This is a genomic window from Cohnella faecalis, from assembly GCF_003570905.1.
Lineage (GTDB): Bacteria > Bacillota > Bacilli > Paenibacillales > Paenibacillaceae > Cohnella > Cohnella faecalis.
Window position 1 is genome coordinate 51,988 of sequence record NZ_QXJM01000048.1, and the last position, 17,964, is coordinate 69,951.

22 protein-coding genes and 1 pseudogene are annotated in these 17,964 nt (G+C 54.2%); 8 read left to right on the plus strand and 15 right to left on the minus strand.

Annotated elements, in window-relative coordinates:
* Nucleotides 1-186 precede the first annotated feature (186 nt).
* The 5 genes from D3H35_RS26495 to D3H35_RS26520 all read right to left on the minus strand — a co-directional run bounded on the left by D3H35_RS26495 (nt 187) and on the right by D3H35_RS26520 (nt 4,852).
* Complete coding sequence (locus tag D3H35_RS26495; RefSeq protein WP_119152135.1) at nt 187-1,440, minus strand: aspartate kinase; 1,254 nt, start codon at nt 1,438-1,440, stop codon at nt 187-189.
* A gap of 674 nt (nt 1,441-2,114) precedes the next feature.
* Nucleotides 2,115-2,672: an elongation factor P gene (efp, locus tag D3H35_RS26505; RefSeq protein WP_119152137.1), complete on the minus strand. Its 558-nt coding sequence runs from the start codon at nt 2,670-2,672 to the stop codon at nt 2,115-2,117.
* 30 nt (nt 2,673-2,702) lie between these two features.
* Nucleotides 2,703-3,776 (minus strand): M24 family metallopeptidase, encoded by a 1,074-nt coding sequence (locus tag D3H35_RS26510; protein WP_119152138.1) that lies wholly within the window; start codon nt 3,774-3,776, stop codon nt 2,703-2,705.
* 22 nt (nt 3,777-3,798) lie between these two features.
* Entirely contained in the window at nt 3,799-4,236 is a 438-nt protein-coding gene (gene aroQ / locus D3H35_RS26515) for a type II 3-dehydroquinate dehydratase (protein WP_119152139.1), read from the minus strand.
* Nucleotides 4,237-4,315: 79 nt separating this feature from the next.
* Nucleotides 4,316-4,852 carry a YqhR family membrane protein gene (locus D3H35_RS26520; protein WP_158594290.1) on the minus strand — a complete coding sequence of 179 codons (537 nt, stop codon included), beginning with the start codon at nt 4,850-4,852 and terminating at the stop codon, nt 4,316-4,318.
* A gap of 126 nt (nt 4,853-4,978) precedes the next feature.
* Between D3H35_RS26520 and D3H35_RS26525 the strand changes: the two are divergent.
* Nucleotides 4,979-5,922, plus strand: a pseudogene (locus D3H35_RS26525) (DUF1385 domain-containing protein).
* Between the two features lie 17 nt (nt 5,923-5,939).
* Entirely contained in the window at nt 5,940-6,254 is a 315-nt protein-coding gene (locus D3H35_RS26530) for a hypothetical protein (protein WP_119152141.1), read from the plus strand.
* 46 nt (nt 6,255-6,300) lie between these two features.
* Here the strand turns inward: D3H35_RS26530 and D3H35_RS26535 are convergent, their stop codons facing one another.
* From D3H35_RS26535 to D3H35_RS26580, 10 genes are all read right to left on the minus strand, one after another.
* The gene (locus D3H35_RS26535; RefSeq protein WP_119152142.1) at nt 6,301-7,260 is read right to left on the minus strand and encodes a patatin-like phospholipase family protein; all 960 of its coding nucleotides are present in this window, start codon (nt 7,258-7,260) and stop codon (nt 6,301-6,303) included.
* 158 nt (nt 7,261-7,418) lie between these two features.
* Nucleotides 7,419-7,841, minus strand: coding sequence for a transcriptional regulator MntR (gene mntR / locus D3H35_RS26540; protein ID WP_119152232.1), 423 nt, complete (start codon nt 7,839-7,841; stop codon nt 7,419-7,421).
* 406 nt (nt 7,842-8,247) lie between these two features.
* Nucleotides 8,248-8,958, minus strand: a complete 711-nt coding sequence (locus D3H35_RS26545) for a cytochrome c biogenesis CcdA family protein (protein WP_119152143.1) — start codon at nt 8,956-8,958, stop codon at nt 8,248-8,250.
* Nucleotides 8,959-8,989: 31 nt separating this feature from the next.
* Nucleotides 8,990-9,790, minus strand: a complete 801-nt coding sequence (locus D3H35_RS26550; RefSeq protein WP_119152144.1) for a metal ABC transporter permease — start codon at nt 9,788-9,790, stop codon at nt 8,990-8,992.
* Between the two features lie 2 nt (nt 9,791-9,792).
* On the minus strand, nt 9,793-10,575 hold the full coding sequence (locus D3H35_RS26555; protein ID WP_119152145.1) for a metal ABC transporter ATP-binding protein: 783 nt from the start codon (nt 10,573-10,575) through the stop codon (nt 9,793-9,795).
* Between the two features lie 53 nt (nt 10,576-10,628).
* Complete coding sequence (locus D3H35_RS26560) at nt 10,629-11,591, minus strand: metal ABC transporter solute-binding protein, Zn/Mn family (RefSeq protein ID WP_233568178.1); 963 nt, start codon at nt 11,589-11,591, stop codon at nt 10,629-10,631.
* Between the two features lie 533 nt (nt 11,592-12,124).
* Nucleotides 12,125-14,134 (minus strand): methionine--tRNA ligase, encoded by a 2,010-nt coding sequence (metG, locus tag D3H35_RS26565; protein WP_119152147.1) that lies wholly within the window; start codon nt 14,132-14,134, stop codon nt 12,125-12,127.
* A gap of 343 nt (nt 14,135-14,477) precedes the next feature.
* A complete protein-coding gene (yidD, locus tag D3H35_RS26570) occupies nt 14,478-14,729 on the minus strand; it encodes a membrane protein insertion efficiency factor YidD (protein WP_119152148.1) in 252 nt (83 codons plus the stop codon).
* A 149-nt stretch (nt 14,730-14,878) separates the two neighbouring features.
* Nucleotides 14,879-15,082 (minus strand): hypothetical protein, encoded by a 204-nt coding sequence (locus D3H35_RS26575; protein WP_119152149.1) that lies wholly within the window; start codon nt 15,080-15,082, stop codon nt 14,879-14,881.
* A 54-nt stretch (nt 15,083-15,136) separates the two neighbouring features.
* Nucleotides 15,137-15,595, minus strand: coding sequence for a hypothetical protein (locus tag D3H35_RS26580; protein WP_119152150.1), 459 nt, complete (start codon nt 15,593-15,595; stop codon nt 15,137-15,139).
* Between the two features lie 164 nt (nt 15,596-15,759).
* Here D3H35_RS26580 and D3H35_RS26585 point away from each other — a divergent pair, with 164 nt between their 5' ends.
* From D3H35_RS26585 to yjcZ, 6 genes are all read left to right on the plus strand, one after another.
* Entirely contained in the window at nt 15,760-15,990 is a 231-nt protein-coding gene (locus D3H35_RS26585) for a spore germination protein (RefSeq protein ID WP_119152233.1), read from the plus strand.
* A gap of 2 nt (nt 15,991-15,992) precedes the next feature.
* Nucleotides 15,993-16,208, plus strand: coding sequence for a spore germination protein GerPB (locus D3H35_RS26590; protein ID WP_119152151.1), 216 nt, complete (start codon nt 15,993-15,995; stop codon nt 16,206-16,208).
* A gap of 33 nt (nt 16,209-16,241) precedes the next feature.
* Nucleotides 16,242-16,883, plus strand: coding sequence for a spore germination protein GerPC (gene gerPC, locus D3H35_RS26595; protein ID WP_119152152.1), 642 nt, complete (start codon nt 16,242-16,244; stop codon nt 16,881-16,883).
* Nucleotides 16,880-17,134, plus strand: coding sequence for a spore gernimation protein GerPD (locus D3H35_RS26600; protein WP_119152153.1), 255 nt, complete (start codon nt 16,880-16,882; stop codon nt 17,132-17,134). Before gerPC ends, D3H35_RS26600 begins: the two co-directional genes overlap by 4 nt.
* On the plus strand, nt 17,131-17,517 hold the full coding sequence (locus D3H35_RS26605; RefSeq protein WP_119152154.1) for a spore germination protein GerPE: 387 nt from the start codon (nt 17,131-17,133) through the stop codon (nt 17,515-17,517). The genes D3H35_RS26600 and D3H35_RS26605 overlap by 4 nt, the downstream gene beginning before the upstream one ends.
* Before the next feature lie 112 nt (nt 17,518-17,629).
* On the plus strand, nt 17,630-17,746 hold the full coding sequence (gene yjcZ / locus D3H35_RS26610) for a sporulation protein YjcZ (RefSeq protein WP_119152155.1): 117 nt from the start codon (nt 17,630-17,632) through the stop codon (nt 17,744-17,746).
* Nucleotides 17,747-17,964: the final 218 nt, after the last annotated feature.

The following is a 17,964-nucleotide window of genomic DNA, read 5'->3' on the forward strand; positions in this document are numbered from 1 at the left end:
GGCCAATGGGCGTGGATAGTAACCGAGAGTGCCTTATTTCGCCGTACTTTCCGCCCAATGCATGGTACCTCGTACCACTCTTGTGCGCTCCGGAACATACAGAAGGCTGCCCCTTAGGTCTAAACAGACCCTCGGGACAGCCTTCTGTATGTTCCGCTTTGAAGTGACGAATGATGGCTTACCTGCTTACCTGCGATCTTGCGGGCCGCCGACAAACGCAGCCACTTCCGTATCGAGGCCGTATGCGGTATGCAGCGCGCGTACCACGTCTTGAAGCGGCTCGGCCGCGATGACGCACGAGCATTTGATCTCGGACGTGCTGACCATCTTGATGCTGACGCCTTGCTTCGAGATCGCATCGAACATCGTCGCGGCGACGCCCGGATTGGACACCATGCCGGCGCCGACGATCGATACTTTTACGAGATTTTCCTCGTAAGTAAGCTCGCTGAACGGAACCTTCGATTTGATGCTTTCGATGACGCGGATCGCGTTCGCTCTGTCCGAGAGCGCTACGGTGAACGAGAAATCCGCCGTTCCGTTCGATACGCCGCTTTGAACGATAATATCGACGTCGATTCCTTCCGCCGCCAGAGCTCCGAACATGCTGGCCAGAACGCCCGGTACGTCAACGACTCCCAGAACGCTAATGCGGGCTACATTTTTGTCAAAGGCGATGCCCCGTACGACGATGCCTTGTTCCATTTCGGCTTCCTCCTTCACTAGCGTTCCAGGATTTTGCGAGAAGCTGGACCGCACGACCAAATTCACATTATAGTTTTTCGCATACTCGACCGCTCTAGGATGCAAAACAGCCGCACCCAAATGGGCGAGCTCAAGCATCTCGTCGTACGAAATGACGTCCAGCTTGCGGGCGCACTTGACGACGCGAGGGTCCGTAGAATAAATTCCGTCTACGTCGGTATAAATTTCACATACGTCGGCTTTGATTGCGGCCGCCAAGGCTACCGCCGTCGTGTCGGATCCGCCGCGGCCGAGCGTCGTAATTTCCCCGTCCTCGGTCATGCCTTGGAATCCGGCTACGATAACGATTTGGCTGTCATCCAGCGCCTTGAATATCCGATCGGGCGAAATATCGCTGATTCGGGCTTTGGCGTGCACCGCTTCCGTTACGATTCCCGCCTGCCAGCCGGTGTAAGACTTGGCGTTATGTCCAAGCTTATGAATAGCCATTGACAGCAAAGCAACCGAAATCTGCTCGCCGGTCGTCAGCAGCATATCCATCTCGCGGGCCGGAGGATTATCGTTAATTTCCTTCGACTTGTCGATCAAATCGTCGGTCGTATCTCCCATCGCCGAAACGACAACTACAACGCGGTGACCTTGCAGCTTTTGATCCACGATCCGCTGCGCGACACGCCCCATACGCTCCGTGGTGCCGACGGAACTCCCGCCGAACTTCATCACGATCAAAGACAAAGGTTACTCACTCCCCGTAAAAAACATCTGCATACAGCAATATATTATAGCATAAGGATATCGGCCCAAAAAGATTTATTTGACTCTTTGATAAAATTCAATTTCGATTGAAAATTACTGTATGAGCCGTATTAAAAATGGAGTCAGTACCTCGGCGATTTAAGACACCCACAGTTACTATACGCTCCATCACCAGCATCCCTCGGCGATTTAAGACACCCACAGTTACTATACGCTCCATCACCAGCATCCCTCGGCGATTTAAGACACCCACAGTTACTATGCGCTCCTCCACCCGCATCCCCGGGCGATTTAAGGCACCCACAGTTACTATATGCTCCATCACCAGCATCCCTCGGCGATTTAAGACACCCACAGTTACTATATGCTCCATCACCAGCATCCCTCGGCGATTTAAGACACCCACAGTTACTATACGCTCCTCTACCAGCATCCCACGGCGATTTAAAGCACTCACAGTTACTATATGCTCCATAACCAGCATCCCTCGGCGATTTAAGACACCCACAGTTACTATGCGCTCCTCCACCAGCATCACCCACAAAGTCTAACGACGTCGCCCTACCCGCCCGCCGCGCATTATTCGAAAACGCGAAAAAGCCCTCCCCTCGCGGATGTTCGCGAGAAAGAGGGCTGCTCCGGTTCCGAATGCGTTACGCGCGCGAGATGTATTTGCCTTCGCGGGTATCGATCAGAAGGACGTCGCCTTCGTTGATGAACAGAGGAACTTGAACGTTATGCCCGGATTCGAGCTTGGCGTTCTTCGTTGCGCCGGTAGCCGTGTTGCCCTTGATGCCCGGCTCGGTCTCGACGACGGCGAGCTCGACGCTGTTCGGCAGCGTAATGCCGATAATTTCGCCTTGGTAGCTGGCGATGTTAACGTTCATGTTTTCTTTCAGGAAGTTGATTTCCCATTCCAGTTGGCTTTTCGTCAGCTCGAACTGGTCGTAGGTCTCGTTGTCCATGAAAGTGAACTCGTTGCCGGAGTTGTACAGGTATTGAACCTGACGATTCTCGACGATTGCGCGAGCAACGTTCTCGCCTGCGCGGAACGTCTTCTCGACGACGTTGCCGTTGCGCAAGTTTTTCAGCTTGGTGCGGACGAATGCCGCGCCTTTGCCCGGTTTAACGTGCTGGAAGTCGGTAACGGAGAAGATGTCGCCGTCCACTTCGATGGTAAGGCCGGTTTTGAAATCGTTAACGGAAATCACTGAAAAATTCCCTCCTGGAATCGTCGCCGCCTAATCCAGAACGATTAGTTCCTTAGGCGAGCGGGTAAGAATTTGAATCCCGGCGTCCGTAATGACGACGTCGTCCTCGATGCGAACTCCCCCGAAACCGGGTAAATAAATACCGGGCTCGACGGTCACAGTCATACCGGGTGTCAACACAATGTCTCCGGTCAAGGAAAGCCTTGGCGCCTCATGAATTTCCATTCCGAGGCCGTGGCCTGTCCCGTGGCCGAAATAGTCACCATAACCATACCGTGTGATGATATCTCTCGTCAAGGCATCGCCTTCGATTCCGGTCATTCCGGGTCCGAGATGATCGAGGGCATACTGCTGCGCTTCCTTGACAATTCCGTATATTTCGAGATGCTTTTCGCTCGGCTTGCCGACGAATACGGTGCGCGTTATGTCGGAGCAATAACCGTTGTAATACGCTCCGAAATCGAGCTTCACGAATTCGTCTTGCCCGATGACACGGGAGCTTGCGACTCCGTGCGGAAGCGCGGACCGTTCGCCGGAAGCAACGATCGTATCAAACGAAGAACTCGTCGCCCCGTTGCTTCTCATGAACATTTCCATTTCGAGAGCGATCGACAGCTCCGTTACGCCCGGTTTAATGAACGATAAAATATGTTCAAAAGTTCGATCGGCCAAATCCGCCGCTTCCTGCATGATTGCGATCTCGGATTCGTCCTTTACCATCCGAAGCTTTTCGACGATTCCTCCGGACGGGACGAGCTCAGCAGGAGCAAGCTTCGCCTTCATCGTGGAATATGCAGCGAACGTAACGTCGAGATCCTCGAACAGAAGCGTCCGAACGCCCCATTGACCGAGCAATTCCGATACAGTGGCATTAATATCGGCTCCGTGCTCCACATTTTCGAATCCGATCACTTGCTGGGCCGCTTGCTCCCGATACCGAAAGTCCGTCAAAAATGCGGCTTTATCCGCCGAGACGAGAACTACTCCCGAGCTGCCGGTAAATCCGGTCAAGTAGCGGCGATTGACGGCGTTCGTAACCAGCAGAGCGTCCGCGCCCGATTTTGCGATTAACGTCCGCAGCTTTGAAACCCGATTGTTAGGCATGCGCATCCATCTCCCGTTCCTATTACGATTGTAAATGCCGACTCAACGCTTCGAGCCCCAGCTCGTAACCGATCGGGCCGAAGCCGGCGATTTGTCCGATGCAGACCGCTGCCGTTACGGATACGTGACGGAACGCTTCGCGCTTGTGAATGTTCGACAAATGCACTTCGACAACAGGCAGTCCTACGGAGGCCAATCCATCGCGAAGCGCATAGCTCGTATGCGTCAAAGCGCCCGGATTGATCAAGATCCCGTCGTCGCGGCCGTAAGCCGCATGAATTTCGTCAAGCAGCGCGCCTTCGTGGTTGGACTGAAAAAATCTCAGCTCAAGACCCAATTTCGATCCTCTCGCTCGCAAATTCGCCTCGATTTCAGACAACGTAGCGGCACCGTAGACGCCGGGCTCGCGAACGCCGAGCATATTCAGGTTCGGGCCGTTCAACACGAGTATACTGGGCATGAAAAATCGTCTCCTTGGCCGACGAAAAGCCGGTAAATTTCACCTGCCATTGTACCATAGAGACGAACGCCTCGTCACTTTAACCGTGCGCGGGCTTTCGGCTTCCGGAAGAGCCGCCGCCTCCCCGTTCCCTGTGCATCTCGTCGTGAAACTCGAAGGCAATGCTGTAGCCGATGAACAGTCCCCAAAGGAGAAATAAGCAAAAATCGGTTATATAGCTGGTCCAGCTGATCGTCTTCAATGGGGGGACGGCTCCGACAAGCGGACCCGCTCCCAGAAACAAAAGCGCCCACCAGACGACACCGAACGCAATTCCCGGCCACGGCCCCCGAAGCTTTCCGAGGACGATCAAATAGAACATGGCTGCGATCATCGACATAACGATAAAGGCGGCGAATCCGATAGCCTGCCAGCCGAAGCTTCCGAGCATGCTCCTTTTTACAAAAGGATCTACAAGAAACGCTTGATGCACCTGAGTGAAATTCATGCCGGTTTCCAGCCACCGAACCACGCCCCAGACGATGCCGGCAAAAAGACCGACTTTTAAGCTGAACAAAATCGGATTCGTAAAATGCTCAATGGCCTTTTCGCCTTCGGAAGCAGTATTCTTGCTCAATTGTGCATGCCCTCCCTGCGTGGAACTAGCGCGACCGTTAGCATTCCCCTTCCTTCCCTGTGGCATTCTCTCTTCCAATCTAGTAAAATGAATAGATCACAAACGCCACACGAAGCAGGTGAAACCATGTCTCAATCGCCAACGTCCGTCTATGGCGGACAAGCGGTTATCGAAGGCGTCATGTTCGCGGGGCGCAACGTCAACGTCACCGCCGTACGCCGCAAAAATCAGGAAATCACTTTTTACGAAGTTCCCAGGAAGAAAGCCTCATCCTTCGTGAGCGCGATCAAAAAGATTCCTTTCCTGCGAGGCATCGTAGGAATCGTGGAATCGGCAGCCAAAGGCTCCCAGCATTTGACTTACTCCGCCGAAGCTTATGCAGAAGACGAGAGCGGCCCGAAGAAGCCGAGGCCCAAACCGAGAAAGGCAAGGAACGATGGAATCTGACGATGATTCTCGGAGTCGCCGTCGTCGGAGTACTTTCCTTCGTTGTCGGCAAGCTTATTTTCACTTTAGTGCCGGCTTTTCTCGAAAGCGTGATCTTTGGAAAAGCATTCGGGAATAAGATATTGCACAACCTACTTGAAGGCGGCATCAAAATCGTATTGCTGCTTGCCTATCTCTGGTTCATCTCCCAGACTCCGCTCGTGAAGAGGCTGTTCCAATACCATGGAGCTGAGCACAAGGTCATTAGCGCGTACGAGGCGAACGCGGAATTAACCGTCGATTCGGTACAGAAGTTCAGTCGTCTGCATTACCGTTGCGGCAGCAGCTTCATCATCTTCACCGTCATCGTCGGGGTGATCCTGTACTCGTTCTTCCAATGGGACACCATGGGAGAGCGAATTCTGCAGCGCATCGTTCTTCTTCCTTTCGTTCTCGGCATCTCGTACGAGGTGCTCCGTTGGACCAACGCGCTTCGGGACATTCCAGTGCTGCGTTGGCTCGGCTATCCGGGGCTGTGGCTGCAATTGCTCACGACCAAAGAGCCGACCGACGATCAAGTTGCCGTATCCATCGCTTCCTTCAATCGAATGAGGGAGCTGGATCGGGAGGTTCAACCGACCTAACAAGGAGGAATCGCCGTATGCAAAGCCGTTTCCATCCGATGTTTTACGTTCTGATTCCGTTGGCGGCGCTGGGAATCGCCCAATCCTTCGAATCGCTCTTGAGCGCCATGTTTATTCCGATTGCCATTCTGCTTGTGCTTTACGTCGTCTATCTGCTTTCTCCGCAAGGACGCGCGCGCAAGCCGAGATACCGCGGACCTTCGTACCCGTCCGGACCGTCGCGTTTCCGGCAGCCGGATCGAGCGAAGCCGAAGCAAAAGCGCTCGCCTTCCCCTTTTCGGGTAATCGAAGGAAAAAAAGACAAAGACGACGATACGCCGCGCTATCATTGACCGAACGGCAAAACGCCTCCCGCACAGCAATGCGGGAGGCGTTTTTTTATTCGATTTTCCCCGTATCGCGATTCCACTGCTTGAAAAACTTTTCCCCCGCCGCCAGTCCCGACAGATAGAGCTGTTCGCTCTTTTCCTTGGACAATCCAAAATCGGTCGTCGATACTCCTAGCGTCGGTATTTTTATCGCCCGCGCTCGATTGTGATCCTCGATATATCGCTCGTCGTGGGCGCTGAGCATCGTTTCGAACATCGCCTTAAGCATCGTAACGGGACCTCGGATGGCGTTCGGATGGCTGTCGTTTTTACCGACCATCTGAAAGCCGATTACCGGAATCCGCCGCTCGGCCAAGTCGGTATCGTCGTCATCGTCGAACACCCATAACGGAAAATTGCTCAGCAGCCCTCCATCGACAACGTAAGTCAAATTGAGCTTGGGCTTGATTTTTTCATGAGCTTTAGCCGCAGCGATAGGCGTGCGCAAGATGACCGGATCGAAAAAGAAAGGAATGCTCGCGCTCATTCGAATCGCTCTGGCGACGGAAAACCGCTCGGGATCTATTCCGTACAGAGCGATGTCGTCAGGCAGAACGAGCAGCTTGCCGTTCGTAATGTCCGAAGCGACTATTCTGAGCGCGCCTTTCGGCAAGTCTCCGAATCGAACGACGCCCTTGGCGGCTAGAAGCTTCCCGATCCACAGCTCGAGCGCGTCCCCGGAGTACAAGCCATTGCGCAAAAAAAGCCGGATAGCCGGACCGATCACCTTGAGTCGAAAAATCGGCGATTGCTTCAAAAAGGAGCGGAAAGGAGTCGACTCGATTATGCTCTTCATCTCCGAGGCGCTGTGACCGGTCGCAAGCAGAGAAGCTACGATGCTGCCGGAAGAAGTTCCGGCAACGCGATGAAAGCATATGCCGGCTTGCTCCGCCGCCTTGACGGCTCCCGTAAGCGAAATCCCTTTTACGCCCCCGCCCTCGAATACCGCGTTAACTCGCGTCGCCGCCATGAGTCATCCCCCGCTCTTCGCAACGGAACTCTAACGGTGAATTGTATGCGGCGCCAGGCCTCGTTTATGACCGAAAATCTGCGTGTACAGGCTTGCGAAGCAAAAAAAGCCTTCCGGAGCAAGCGATTGCAGAATCGCTGCCGAAAGGCTTTTCCCGGTTATTCGGTTTCCAATTCCGTCCTTACATTGCGAAGCTCTTCGACACGGGAAGGATCTCGCTCGAAATATTCGATCAGCGTCTCGATGCAAGTGATCGAATCCCAGCTCAGATGATGCTCGATGCCTTCGACGTCGCGATAAATATTTTCTTCCTGCACTCCGATCAACTTAAGGAACGATTCGAGAAGATGATGACGGTCGACGAGTCGCTTACCCACCTTTTTCCCTTTGTTCGTAAGCACGAGCCCTCTATATTTCTCGTATATCAAGTAGTTGTCCTTGTCCAGCTTTTGGATCATCTTGGTCACCGAGGAAGGATGAACCTCGAGCCCTTCGGCAATGTCGGAGACGCGGGCGTACCCTTTCTCGTCGATCAGCCGGTAAATCCGTTCCAAATAATCTTCCATGCTCGGGGTCGGCACGGCGAATTCCCCTTTCACATCGCTCGGATTGCTCATCTTAATATCATACACCGCTTCAAGGGGCAGGGGCAAGCCCGGAGCCGTCGGAAGCATAAAAACGAACGTCGTCGCATACCTGCGAACAACGTTTGTCGGCCTGCCTAAGCCGTGTGAATTGGTTCTACTACGGAATCGCTCACAAGCCGAATCGGCGATAAAACGATTTTTCGTCTTATTTGCCCCGCGCGAAGCTAGCTTGAAGGAAATAAGACGATTTTTTCACTTTATTTCTTCGAAAACAACCGTATCTAAGGTATTTGGCACGCGGTAAGACGATTCTTTCGTCTTATTCGCCCCCGCAGAGGTAGCGTCAAAAAATATAAAACGATTTTTTCACTTTATTCCTACACCAGCGAGCCTCGCCATCCTAAAATTTCAACCATTCCGGCGTTATGCTTTGCAAATAAATCGTAATGTCGATCATCCGGTCGGTGAACAGCAGAATGCCCATGACGATCATGAGCGCGCCGCCGATTTTCATCATCAGATTGGAATATTTCAAAATCCAACGGGTGGAGCTAAGAAAAAACGCGAGCACGAAAAAAGGAATGGCGAACCCGACCGAATAGGCGGTCGTCAGCCCTGCCCATGTCCCGGGATTGCTGGCGGCGAGCCCGATAATGGCCGATAGAATCGGCCCGACGCAAGGCGACCAGCCAGCGGAGAAGCCAACCCCGAAAATGAACGAATTCACGTAGCCCGCCGGCCGGATTTTCATTTTCATTTTCCGTTCCTTCATAAGCGTCTGCGGTTGAAAAATGCCCATCAGAAACAATCCCATCAGCATGATGAGTATCGCCGAAACCATTCGGATCGTGTCCTGATAATCCCGGAACCACTCCGCGAACGCATTGGCCGCATACGCAAGAGAAAAGAACACGCTCGAAAATCCGAGAATGAAAAAAAACGTATGGCTCATCGTCTTGAGCCGCACTTGCGCGCTCGTATCCGTCTTGATCTGGCTTACCGATATGCCGGTTATGTACGAAAGATACGAAGGATACAGCGGCAAGCAGCAGGGTGATATGAACGATGCGAAACCGGCTGCGAATGCGATGCCTACGTTCAAGTCGGCCATTGGAGCACCTTCCTTCCTCGCGAGGATTGAATTACACTCGGGTTCTCCGCATCGTGAGCGAGAGGATGAGAATGCCGATCAGGAGAAGCACAATCGTACCGCCCGGCGCCAAATTCCAAATTCCGGCGATCCAGAGGCCGCTGAGAACGGCGATTTCCCCGACGATCACGACGATAATAATCGATTGCTTAAAGCTGCGCGACAGCGCGAGGCTGATGGCGGCCGGAAGCGTGAGCAGCGCAGACACGAGCAGCGCCCCGACGATTTTGATTGCGGCGCTAATAACGAGCGCGGTCAGAATGCTGATCATGATGTTGAAGTAACGCACGGGCAGCCCGCTTACGGCAGCGGCGTCTTCATCGAACGTGAGCAGGAACATCTCTTTTTTATGGATGAGTACTACGGCGAGCACGACGACCGTCACGGCGGCGATGACGAGCAAATCCGTCCCGTCGAGCGTATAGATGCTTCCGAACAAATACGAATTGACGTTCAGGTTAAAGCCCATGCCCAGCGTAAAAAACACAGATGCCAGCGCGATGCCGCCCGACATAATAATCGCGATGGACAGCTCCGCATACGTCTTGTACGATTTGCGCAGCCATTCGATTCCGAACGATGCGACGACGGCGAATACGAGGCCCATAGCCACCGGATAAACGCCGAGCAAAAAACCGAGCGCCACGCCCGCAATGCTGACGTGAGCCAGCGTGTCCCCTATCATGGCGAGACGTCTTAGCACAAGAAACAGCCCCATGAGAGGAGCTGTTACCGCGATCAAAGCACCGCCGATAAGCGCGCGCTGAAAAAATTCGGCCGACAAAATATCCAAAGCTACCTCTGACCTTCTTTCCTCAGGGTGTGAAGCAGGTCCGTCTCCACGCAATCCTCAAGATCGTGGGAATGACGAACGTAGAACCCCAGCTTCCCATACCTCATCTTCGGCTCTTCGCCTAAATACGAGCGAACCATGTCCATGTCGTGGGAGACCATCAGAAACGTGATGTTGTGCTTTTGATGCATATGCCGGATCAGATGAAAAAAGTTTTGCTGCGTTTCCGTATCGATGCCGGTCAGCGGCTCGTCCAGAATGAGCAGCTTCGGATTATTGATCAGCGCTCTTGCCAAAAACACCCGCTGCTGCTGGCCTCCGGACAATGCGCCGATTCGCTTGTCCGCCAGATCCTCGATATGCAGCGTGCGAAGCGCATCCTCGGATCGGGTAATGTCCGAACGGCTTATCCGCTTGAACAGCTTGCGCCGGCCGTACAGGCCGGACAGCACCACTTCCCGGACGGTAGCCGGGAACAACGGGTTGAAGTGGTTCCGCTGCGGGACATAGCCGATCCACTGCCAGTCCTTGAACCGTTCCGCAGCCGTTCCGAACAACGATACCTTGCCGGACGTAGGCTTAAGCAGCCCTACGATCGTCCGAAGCAACGTCGTCTTGCCAGCGCCGTTAGAGCCGATCAAACCGACGAAGTCCCGCTCCCGAATCGTGAACGACAAGTCGCTGAGAACCTGCTGCGGTCCGAACGCGAACGACAGCTGGTCGAGGCAGATGATTTCGCGGTGACAGACAGCCTGCTCCGCGGCGGCGTTAGATAAGAGGGTCACGGCTTGTATCTCCTTTGCGCGGTAGTCGCTCTCTTCGATTGTTGCTTGCTTCCTTATTGTAATGCCTGCCGGAGGTTTTGCAAATTCCGTTCCATAATCGTAATAAAATCGTCACCGGCTTTTTCCTGCTGCGGCGTCAGCCCTTCGAGAGGATTAAGCACCATCGTCTCCACTTTCGCTTCCGACGCTAACGTCTTCGCAAGCCGGTCGGACACCAGCTCCTCGAAGAAAATGACCTTCACCTTGTGCTCCTTGACGAATTCCACCACTTTCAGCAAATCCTGCGAGCGCGGCTCCGCTTCCGGCGAAAGTCCCATGATCGCCACTTGGTTTAATCCGTAATCCCGTGCCAAATAGCCGAAAGCTTGATGCGAGACGACAATGTTCTTGTTCGGCAGCGCCGAAAGCCCCGTCTCGAATTGATCATCGAGCTTGGCGAGCTTGGCTTCGAGAGAAGCGTACCGTTCTTCATAACCCGATCGGTGAACGGCATCCGCTTGAATGAAGGCATCCAGAACGTTTTTGGCCATCACAAGCGCCGATTTCGGGCTTACCCATGTATGGGGGTCGACGTCCGAGTCACCGTGAGCCTCGTGCTCTTCCTCGTGATTCTCTTCTTCTGGATTTCCTTGGATAAGAGCAATGCCTTTGCTGGCTTCGACCGTCAGCGTCTTGCCAGAGGAATCGAGACCGTGCAGGAAATCATCCAACCAGCCTTCAAGACCCGCTCCGTTATAGAGAAATAGCTGGGCGTCGCCGACGGTAATCAGATCGCGGCTTTTGGGCGTCCAATCGTGTGGCTCCACGCCGGCGGGAATAAGATTGACAACGTGAGCGTCCTCGCCGCCGATTTCGTTCGCCAAAAAGTAGAGCGGGTAAAAGGACGTAACGACGTTCACTTTTCCTGTGACGGCGCCGTTGGACGATTTGCCGCAAGCGGACAGAAGCGAAATTGCCGCCGCCAACATGGCGATCATGAAAGCGCGAACGATTGCGCCGGATGTTTTCGTATTCATTTTCATACATGCTCCTCGCTAATAATCGTAATTTTTATTATTAACACGGTTCATTATAGTTAGCGGATCGGACGCTGTCAACAACGAACGGCCGATCGTCGTCCCCGAACTCGCTTCGATCTGCATTTTTACTCTCTTCCGCTACTGTCTGCTCGGCAGTCAATTAACTGTAATAGATACAACTATCCACCCTGTAGAGCCGCACCGTTGGGATTGAACTGCAAAAGGTACCGCTATTTTTTGTCGTTTCGGAGCTTGCCGCTAAAAGCGCCCTAAATACATGTGCCTTTTGCAGATAATAGCGTTAGAGTACCGATCTTTCATAAAATAAAGGTAGGTTCTACAGTTGAACGTCGGGCTAGGCTGGGCGCGTATAGTCAGACAGTCTGCGTTAATCCGGTTCGGTGCGGGTGCGTTTAGACGCCATCTCCCCGCGTTGGTCACTGCTCGAGAATCGAGCCAAGCGCAAAAAAAAGCCCGCCCGTTCGACCGGGCAGGCCTCTTCATTTGCGTTGCAAGGAGATCGCATTCCTTTATTTCACGATAGCTCCGTTCGGCATGCTGTCCGGAACGGTAGCGAGCGTCAGGCTGTCGCCCTCCGAAGCGGCGAGAATCATCCCTTGCGACGTTTCGCCGCGCAGCTTGACCGGCTTCAGGTTCGTCACGCAAATCACTTTGCGTCCCACGAGCTCCTCCGGCTTGTAATGCTTCGCGATTCCGGATACGACCTGGCGCTGCTCGAAGCCGAGATCGAGCTGCAGCTTGAGCAGCTTGTCGGCTTTTGGAACCGGCTCGCAAGCGACAACCTGCGCTACGCGAAGCTCGACCTTGGCGAAATCGTCGATGTTGATTTCGTCTTTACGCTCGATTTCCTCCGCTTGGCCGGAAGCACCCTCTGGAGCGGCTGCTTTCTCGGACGGCTCTTGCGCCTTCGCCTGCGGCTCGGAAGCGGCCGTCCCTCCTGTCATAGCCTGCGCAATCCAGGCGACCTCCTCGGCCATATCGAGGCGCGGGAATATCGGATCGCCCTTGCTCACCTTCGTGCGAGCCGGGAACCCTCCGAACGCGCCGATGCTTTCCCAGGAAGTCGCCTCTCCTTCGGCAATTCCGAGCTGCGCCCAAATTCGGGCCGGCGTCTGCGTGAGGAACGGCCGAATCAGCACGGAGACAATGCGGAGCGATTCGGCCAAGTGGCCCATAACCGACCCAAGCGTATTTATATTCGCTTCGGAGCGGGCGAGCGCCCAAGGCTGCGTCTCGTCGATATATTTGTTCGTTCTCGATACGAGCGTCCAGATGGCGGTCAGGGCGACGGAGAACTCCATATTTTCCAGCGCCGTCTCCACTTTGTCGACCGCCTGGGCCGCCGTCTCCGCCAGCGCATCGTCGAACGCCGTCGAGCCCGGAACGATTGCCGGCACCTCGCCGCCGAAATATTTGTCGATCATCGCCACGGTCCGATTCAGCAGGTTGCCGAGGTCGTTGGCCAAATCGTAGTTGATCCGCTCGACGAAGCTGTCCGGCGTGAACGTTCCGTCCGCTCCGAACGGCACTTCCCTCATCAAATAGTATCGGAGAGCATCCAAGCCGTATCGGTCGATCAGCGTCACCGGGTCGACGACGTTTCCTTTCGACTTGGACATTTTGCCGTCCTTCATGAGCAGCCAGCCGTGCGCGAACACTTTTTTCGGCAGCGGCAATTCGAGCGCCATCAGCATGATCGGCCAATAGATCGTATGAAAACGTACGATTTCCTTGCTCATCAGATGCACGTCGGCCGGCCAATATTGTCGGAACAGCGAATCGTCATCCGATGCGTAGCCCAGAGCGGTAATATAGTTGGACAGCGCGTCGATCCACACATAGATGACGTGCTTCGGATCGCCGGGAACCGGTATGCCCCAATCGAAGGTCGTCCGCGACACGGCCAAATCCTCAAGCCCCGGCTTGATGAAATTGTTGATCATTTCCGTCTTGCGGGATTCCGGTTGAATGAAATCCGGATGCTCCTCGTAATAAGCGAGGAGACGATCCGCATACTTGCTCATGCGGAAGAAATAGCTTTCCTCCTGAACCCATTCCACTGAAGCGCCGCAATCGGGACATTTGCCGTCAACGAGCTGCCGCTCGAGGAAGAACGATTCGTCCGACGTGCAATACCAGCCTTCGTACGAGCCTTTATAAATATCGTCCTGCTGGACGAGCCGAGTGAATATTTTTTCTACCGATTGCTTATGCCGCGCTTCCGTCGTACGGATGAAATCGTCGTTCGAAATGTCGAGCTTTTTCCATAAATCCTTGATGCCTACTACGATGTCGTCCACGAACTGCTGCGGCGTCTTGCCCGCTTCCAACGCTTTTCGCTCGATTTTCTGCCCATGCTCGTCCGTTCCGGTCAAATAACGCACATCGTATCCCCGAAGCCGCTTATAGCGGGCCATTGCGTCGCCGGCCACCGTCGAATAAGCGTGACCGATGTGCAGCTTGGCGCTTGGGTAGTAAATGGGGGTCGTCAAATAAAACGATTTTTTCGATTCGCTCATGGATAACCATCCTTTTTTCGCCCTATTTTTAAACAAAAAGCTCCCGTCCGTATGGGACGAGAGCTGTCGCTCGCGCGGTACCACCCAAATTCCTGGCTTCCCGGCGGGAAGCAGGCACCTCGTGTAAGACGTCCCTTAACGCGGACGAAGCGTGTCCCCCTTACCGTTCGCAAACGGCTCGAAGGGCAATTCCTCCCGGACCATGTTCCGAAGCTATCCTATGCCGGTTCGCAGCTGCCCCGGCTCTCTGGTATAGGCCTCATCTTCGTACTTATCCGTTCATGGGAATAAAATGTCTTATGAATCCTGTTGGGCAAAATATACCTCAGTGCCGCAGCCGCTGTCAAGCCAGACGGCCGCCCCGGTCCTTTCCGCTCTTCGGAGGCACGTGATCGACTCCGCCGGGATGAAACGGGTGGCACTTGCAAATTCGAACGGCCGCCAAGTAGGAGCCCTTCAACGCTCCGTGAACCTCCAACGCTTCCATGGCGTACTCCGAGCAAGTCGGATAAAAACGGCAAGTCGGCGGCTTTAGCGGAGAGACGAACCTGCGGTAGAATCGGACGGGGATCTGCAAAGCTCTCCGGACCTTCATTCGCTTGCGGCGCCTCCCCGATCTTGAATAGTTGCGGTACCCCTATTGTATTACTTAGGAACAACCAAATCAAAAAACCGTTCCTTCGGCGCCTGCAAAGGCATATCCGAAAAAACGGCATTGCGGAAAGCCGCGCTCAATCCGGCAGCTTACTCGATAAACCAAGTATCGATAACCCCTACGAATACGGCGAAAGAGACGATCGCCAGGACGAACATAACGATGCCGGGCTTCTTCTTCTGCTGGAACATGCGCAGCACTCCCAAGCTCAGCAAACTTCCAATCAACATGATGAACAGCGCGCCCGTCACGAACAAGGCAGGCGAAACGTTCGATACGTCTACCAAATCCACTGAAACAATTCCCCTTTTTTCCGCTTTTGAAGCTCTCTCTAGCATTATAACGATTTACTCGAGGATAAACAATTCCACTTCGTTCTTCTCGGCAGGCTTTCGGCGGAATTTAACGACGAGCCGATTTCCCTTCAGCGTCGCTTTTCCCGTACGGGCATGCACCATGCACGGAAGTCTGAGCAGCTGCCTGCGCTCTCCCGGGAGGCCCGAAATTTTTAATCGGTCGGCAGAAGCGTGCAGACGAAGGTCCCGGCTCATGGCGCCCGGAGGCAGATCCAGCGTTACCGTAACGCGCTTCGCGTCCTTGGTCACCTTTGAAGCCAATGCCTTATGGCTCTCGACCGAATGCTGCTGGCTTGCGCGGCTTACCATTTCTTTGACGAACTGATCCAGCCAGCCGGCATTATCCGCCTTGTCGTACTGCTCCACCAGCTTCCATGGCATATCCTTGCCCAGCAAATCCCGAAGCTCCTTCCAAGCCGGCAAAGGGCCGCTATCGAAAAAACCTGCCATTTTCCATCCCTCCGGTATCGTTCGCTTACCGTCAGCATATGCCTAACGAGATCGGCGGTGAGGAATTAGCCTTCGCGACGTCCGCGATTCGGCGGGAAAAAGAACCTCTGGGCGTTCGCCTTCATACAATGCAACATGATCTCTGAAAAGGAGTCGGTATGCCTATGCCGTGCATTATCGGCGCCGTCAAAATATTGAGCGTAGCCGGCATCGTCCAATTCGGGGATGCTATCCAGATTTCACCCTCCAGCACTTCCAAAACATACGCGGGCGCAGGCTCATTCATTACGGGCGATTTGTCGCGCAGCAATAACGCGGTAAGCTCGACCAACACGAACGATCCGGACGTCGTCGATTCGAGCGAGTCAACGGTAGGCAACGGCGGGGTGGCTTGACGATGATATGGAATGTTTATCAGACGATAACGATCGGACAGCTGAAGGTAAACGGAGTAACGAATTCATCCGTCCTTCAAATCGGCAGCGCCGGAAATATTCAATCGCTGTCCCAGCTCTATAACACCGGAGGGTTCACCGGACCGGCTCCGCAAATAGGAGAAGTGGCGGAAACGAGCCAAGAGCTGTCATTCGTTCCGCTGCCGAATCCTTCGTAATTTTCTATTCCATAACGACGGGAGGCATTTCCTTTGTCGAACGCATGGAATTGGTCCCCTTATACGCAGGAGTGGGCCGACCTGCTCCTTCGTTTGCAGCAAAGCGAACAGCTCGTGCAGCAGCTCGGCGACCAGTTGAAGCAGCTTCAGAAAGAGCTCTCCGACCTGAAAGCCAAGCCTCCCCTTCATATCGAATACCATTTTGACCAATTAAAAGTAAACAGGCTGGAAGGAACGTTAAACGTCGGGCTGTCGCCGCAAGGGATCGGAGGCATTGATTCGTTCGACACTCCGGCGACAGGCTGCTGGAACGTCGTCCAGGAAAGCAAGCCCGCTTCCGATGACGCTCAAATCGAGGCCATCCAGGGAGAAATGGCGCGATACATGGACGAAACAGCCTTCGGCGCGCTGCAAGGCTTGGAGCAATCGCTAGGAATACCGCTCGACGCCGCTCATCGGCAAAAAGTCGTCGAAGACGTCAAAGGACAGTTGAACGATCGAGTTCGCTATTATGCAAAAACCGCGGCCTACCCCGCGGAAGGAACGGACGAAGCGCGGCAAAAATGGAGAAGCGATATCGAGCAAAAAACGTACCGCGATATCCAGTCCGCCTTTTCCGCTTATTTGACGAAACTAAAACAGACCCGTTCGCAAAGGAGCGATTCAGCAAGATGAGCCTATGTTCGGTAGTATTGAACGTCAATAACGGCCCCCTCAACGTGGGTGATATTCGCATCATCGGCATATCCAGCTCCTCCGCCCTGCTGGTCGGGGATACCGATTCGTTCGCGCTGTATTCCTTCTTCGATACGCCGCCGGAATCGCTCGTCGTCGGCCCTCTCGCCCCACTTCCCGGCATCCCCGGCACGGATGTTAGCATCGAAGGGGAAGTGGAGGCCGCCGAAGGGGAATCGGGCGAAGGATGAGCGTAGAATCGAGGTGCTCCCGAGCCGATTGCATACTTATCAACTCCGTCTCGCTTGCATCGGTCGTCCAATTCGGCGACAACTGCAAAACCGAGCTTAGGTCGCGGGCGTTGGCGGTTCAAAGAGCGGTAACCGACTTTGAGCAGGACGAGGCGCGGTTCGCTTCCTACGGGGTATTCTTTCGGCCCGAGCTGCGGCTCTCCGGCTGCACGGATGTCCGGTTCCACAGCCGCTCGGACGGATCGAGCATTTGCGTCCGTTCGCTCTACACGCTGGCCGTATCCGCTTCATCGCTAATCCGGTTCGGCTCCGGGGAGTCGCATCGAGCGGTCGCCCGAATCAAACATATTCGCCAATTCAACGACAACCGGGACATTCGCTGATTTCGCCGAGCGAGCTTCGGAACTGTGGCATTAGCACAGGAAACCCCTCGCCCCCGCCATATGCTGACATTGTGATACGCCATCACAAACCATGATTTGGGAGGAATTCGATATGGGTTATCCGGTTGCTGGAGCAGGTTGCGGTCCGGCTTATGGCGGCATGAATGCGGCTGCTTTCGTTCTCGTACTTTTCATTCTGCTTGTAATCATTCTCAAATCCTTCTATTAATTCATGCTCGGCGGACGAATGAGAGCCGTCCCAAAGCGAGCAGCTTCGCCTGTGTGAGGGCTCTTTTTCAAAAATGAAAAATGGCGGTCGGGAGAGAAGCTCCCGCACCGCCATTTTTGTTTGCTTACTCTCTTCTCCCTGCAAAGCACAGGGAGGAGAACCAACACTTTCGACGATTGCGCCGGTTAGTTCCGCTTCGGTAGGAGGAGTCCCCCCTC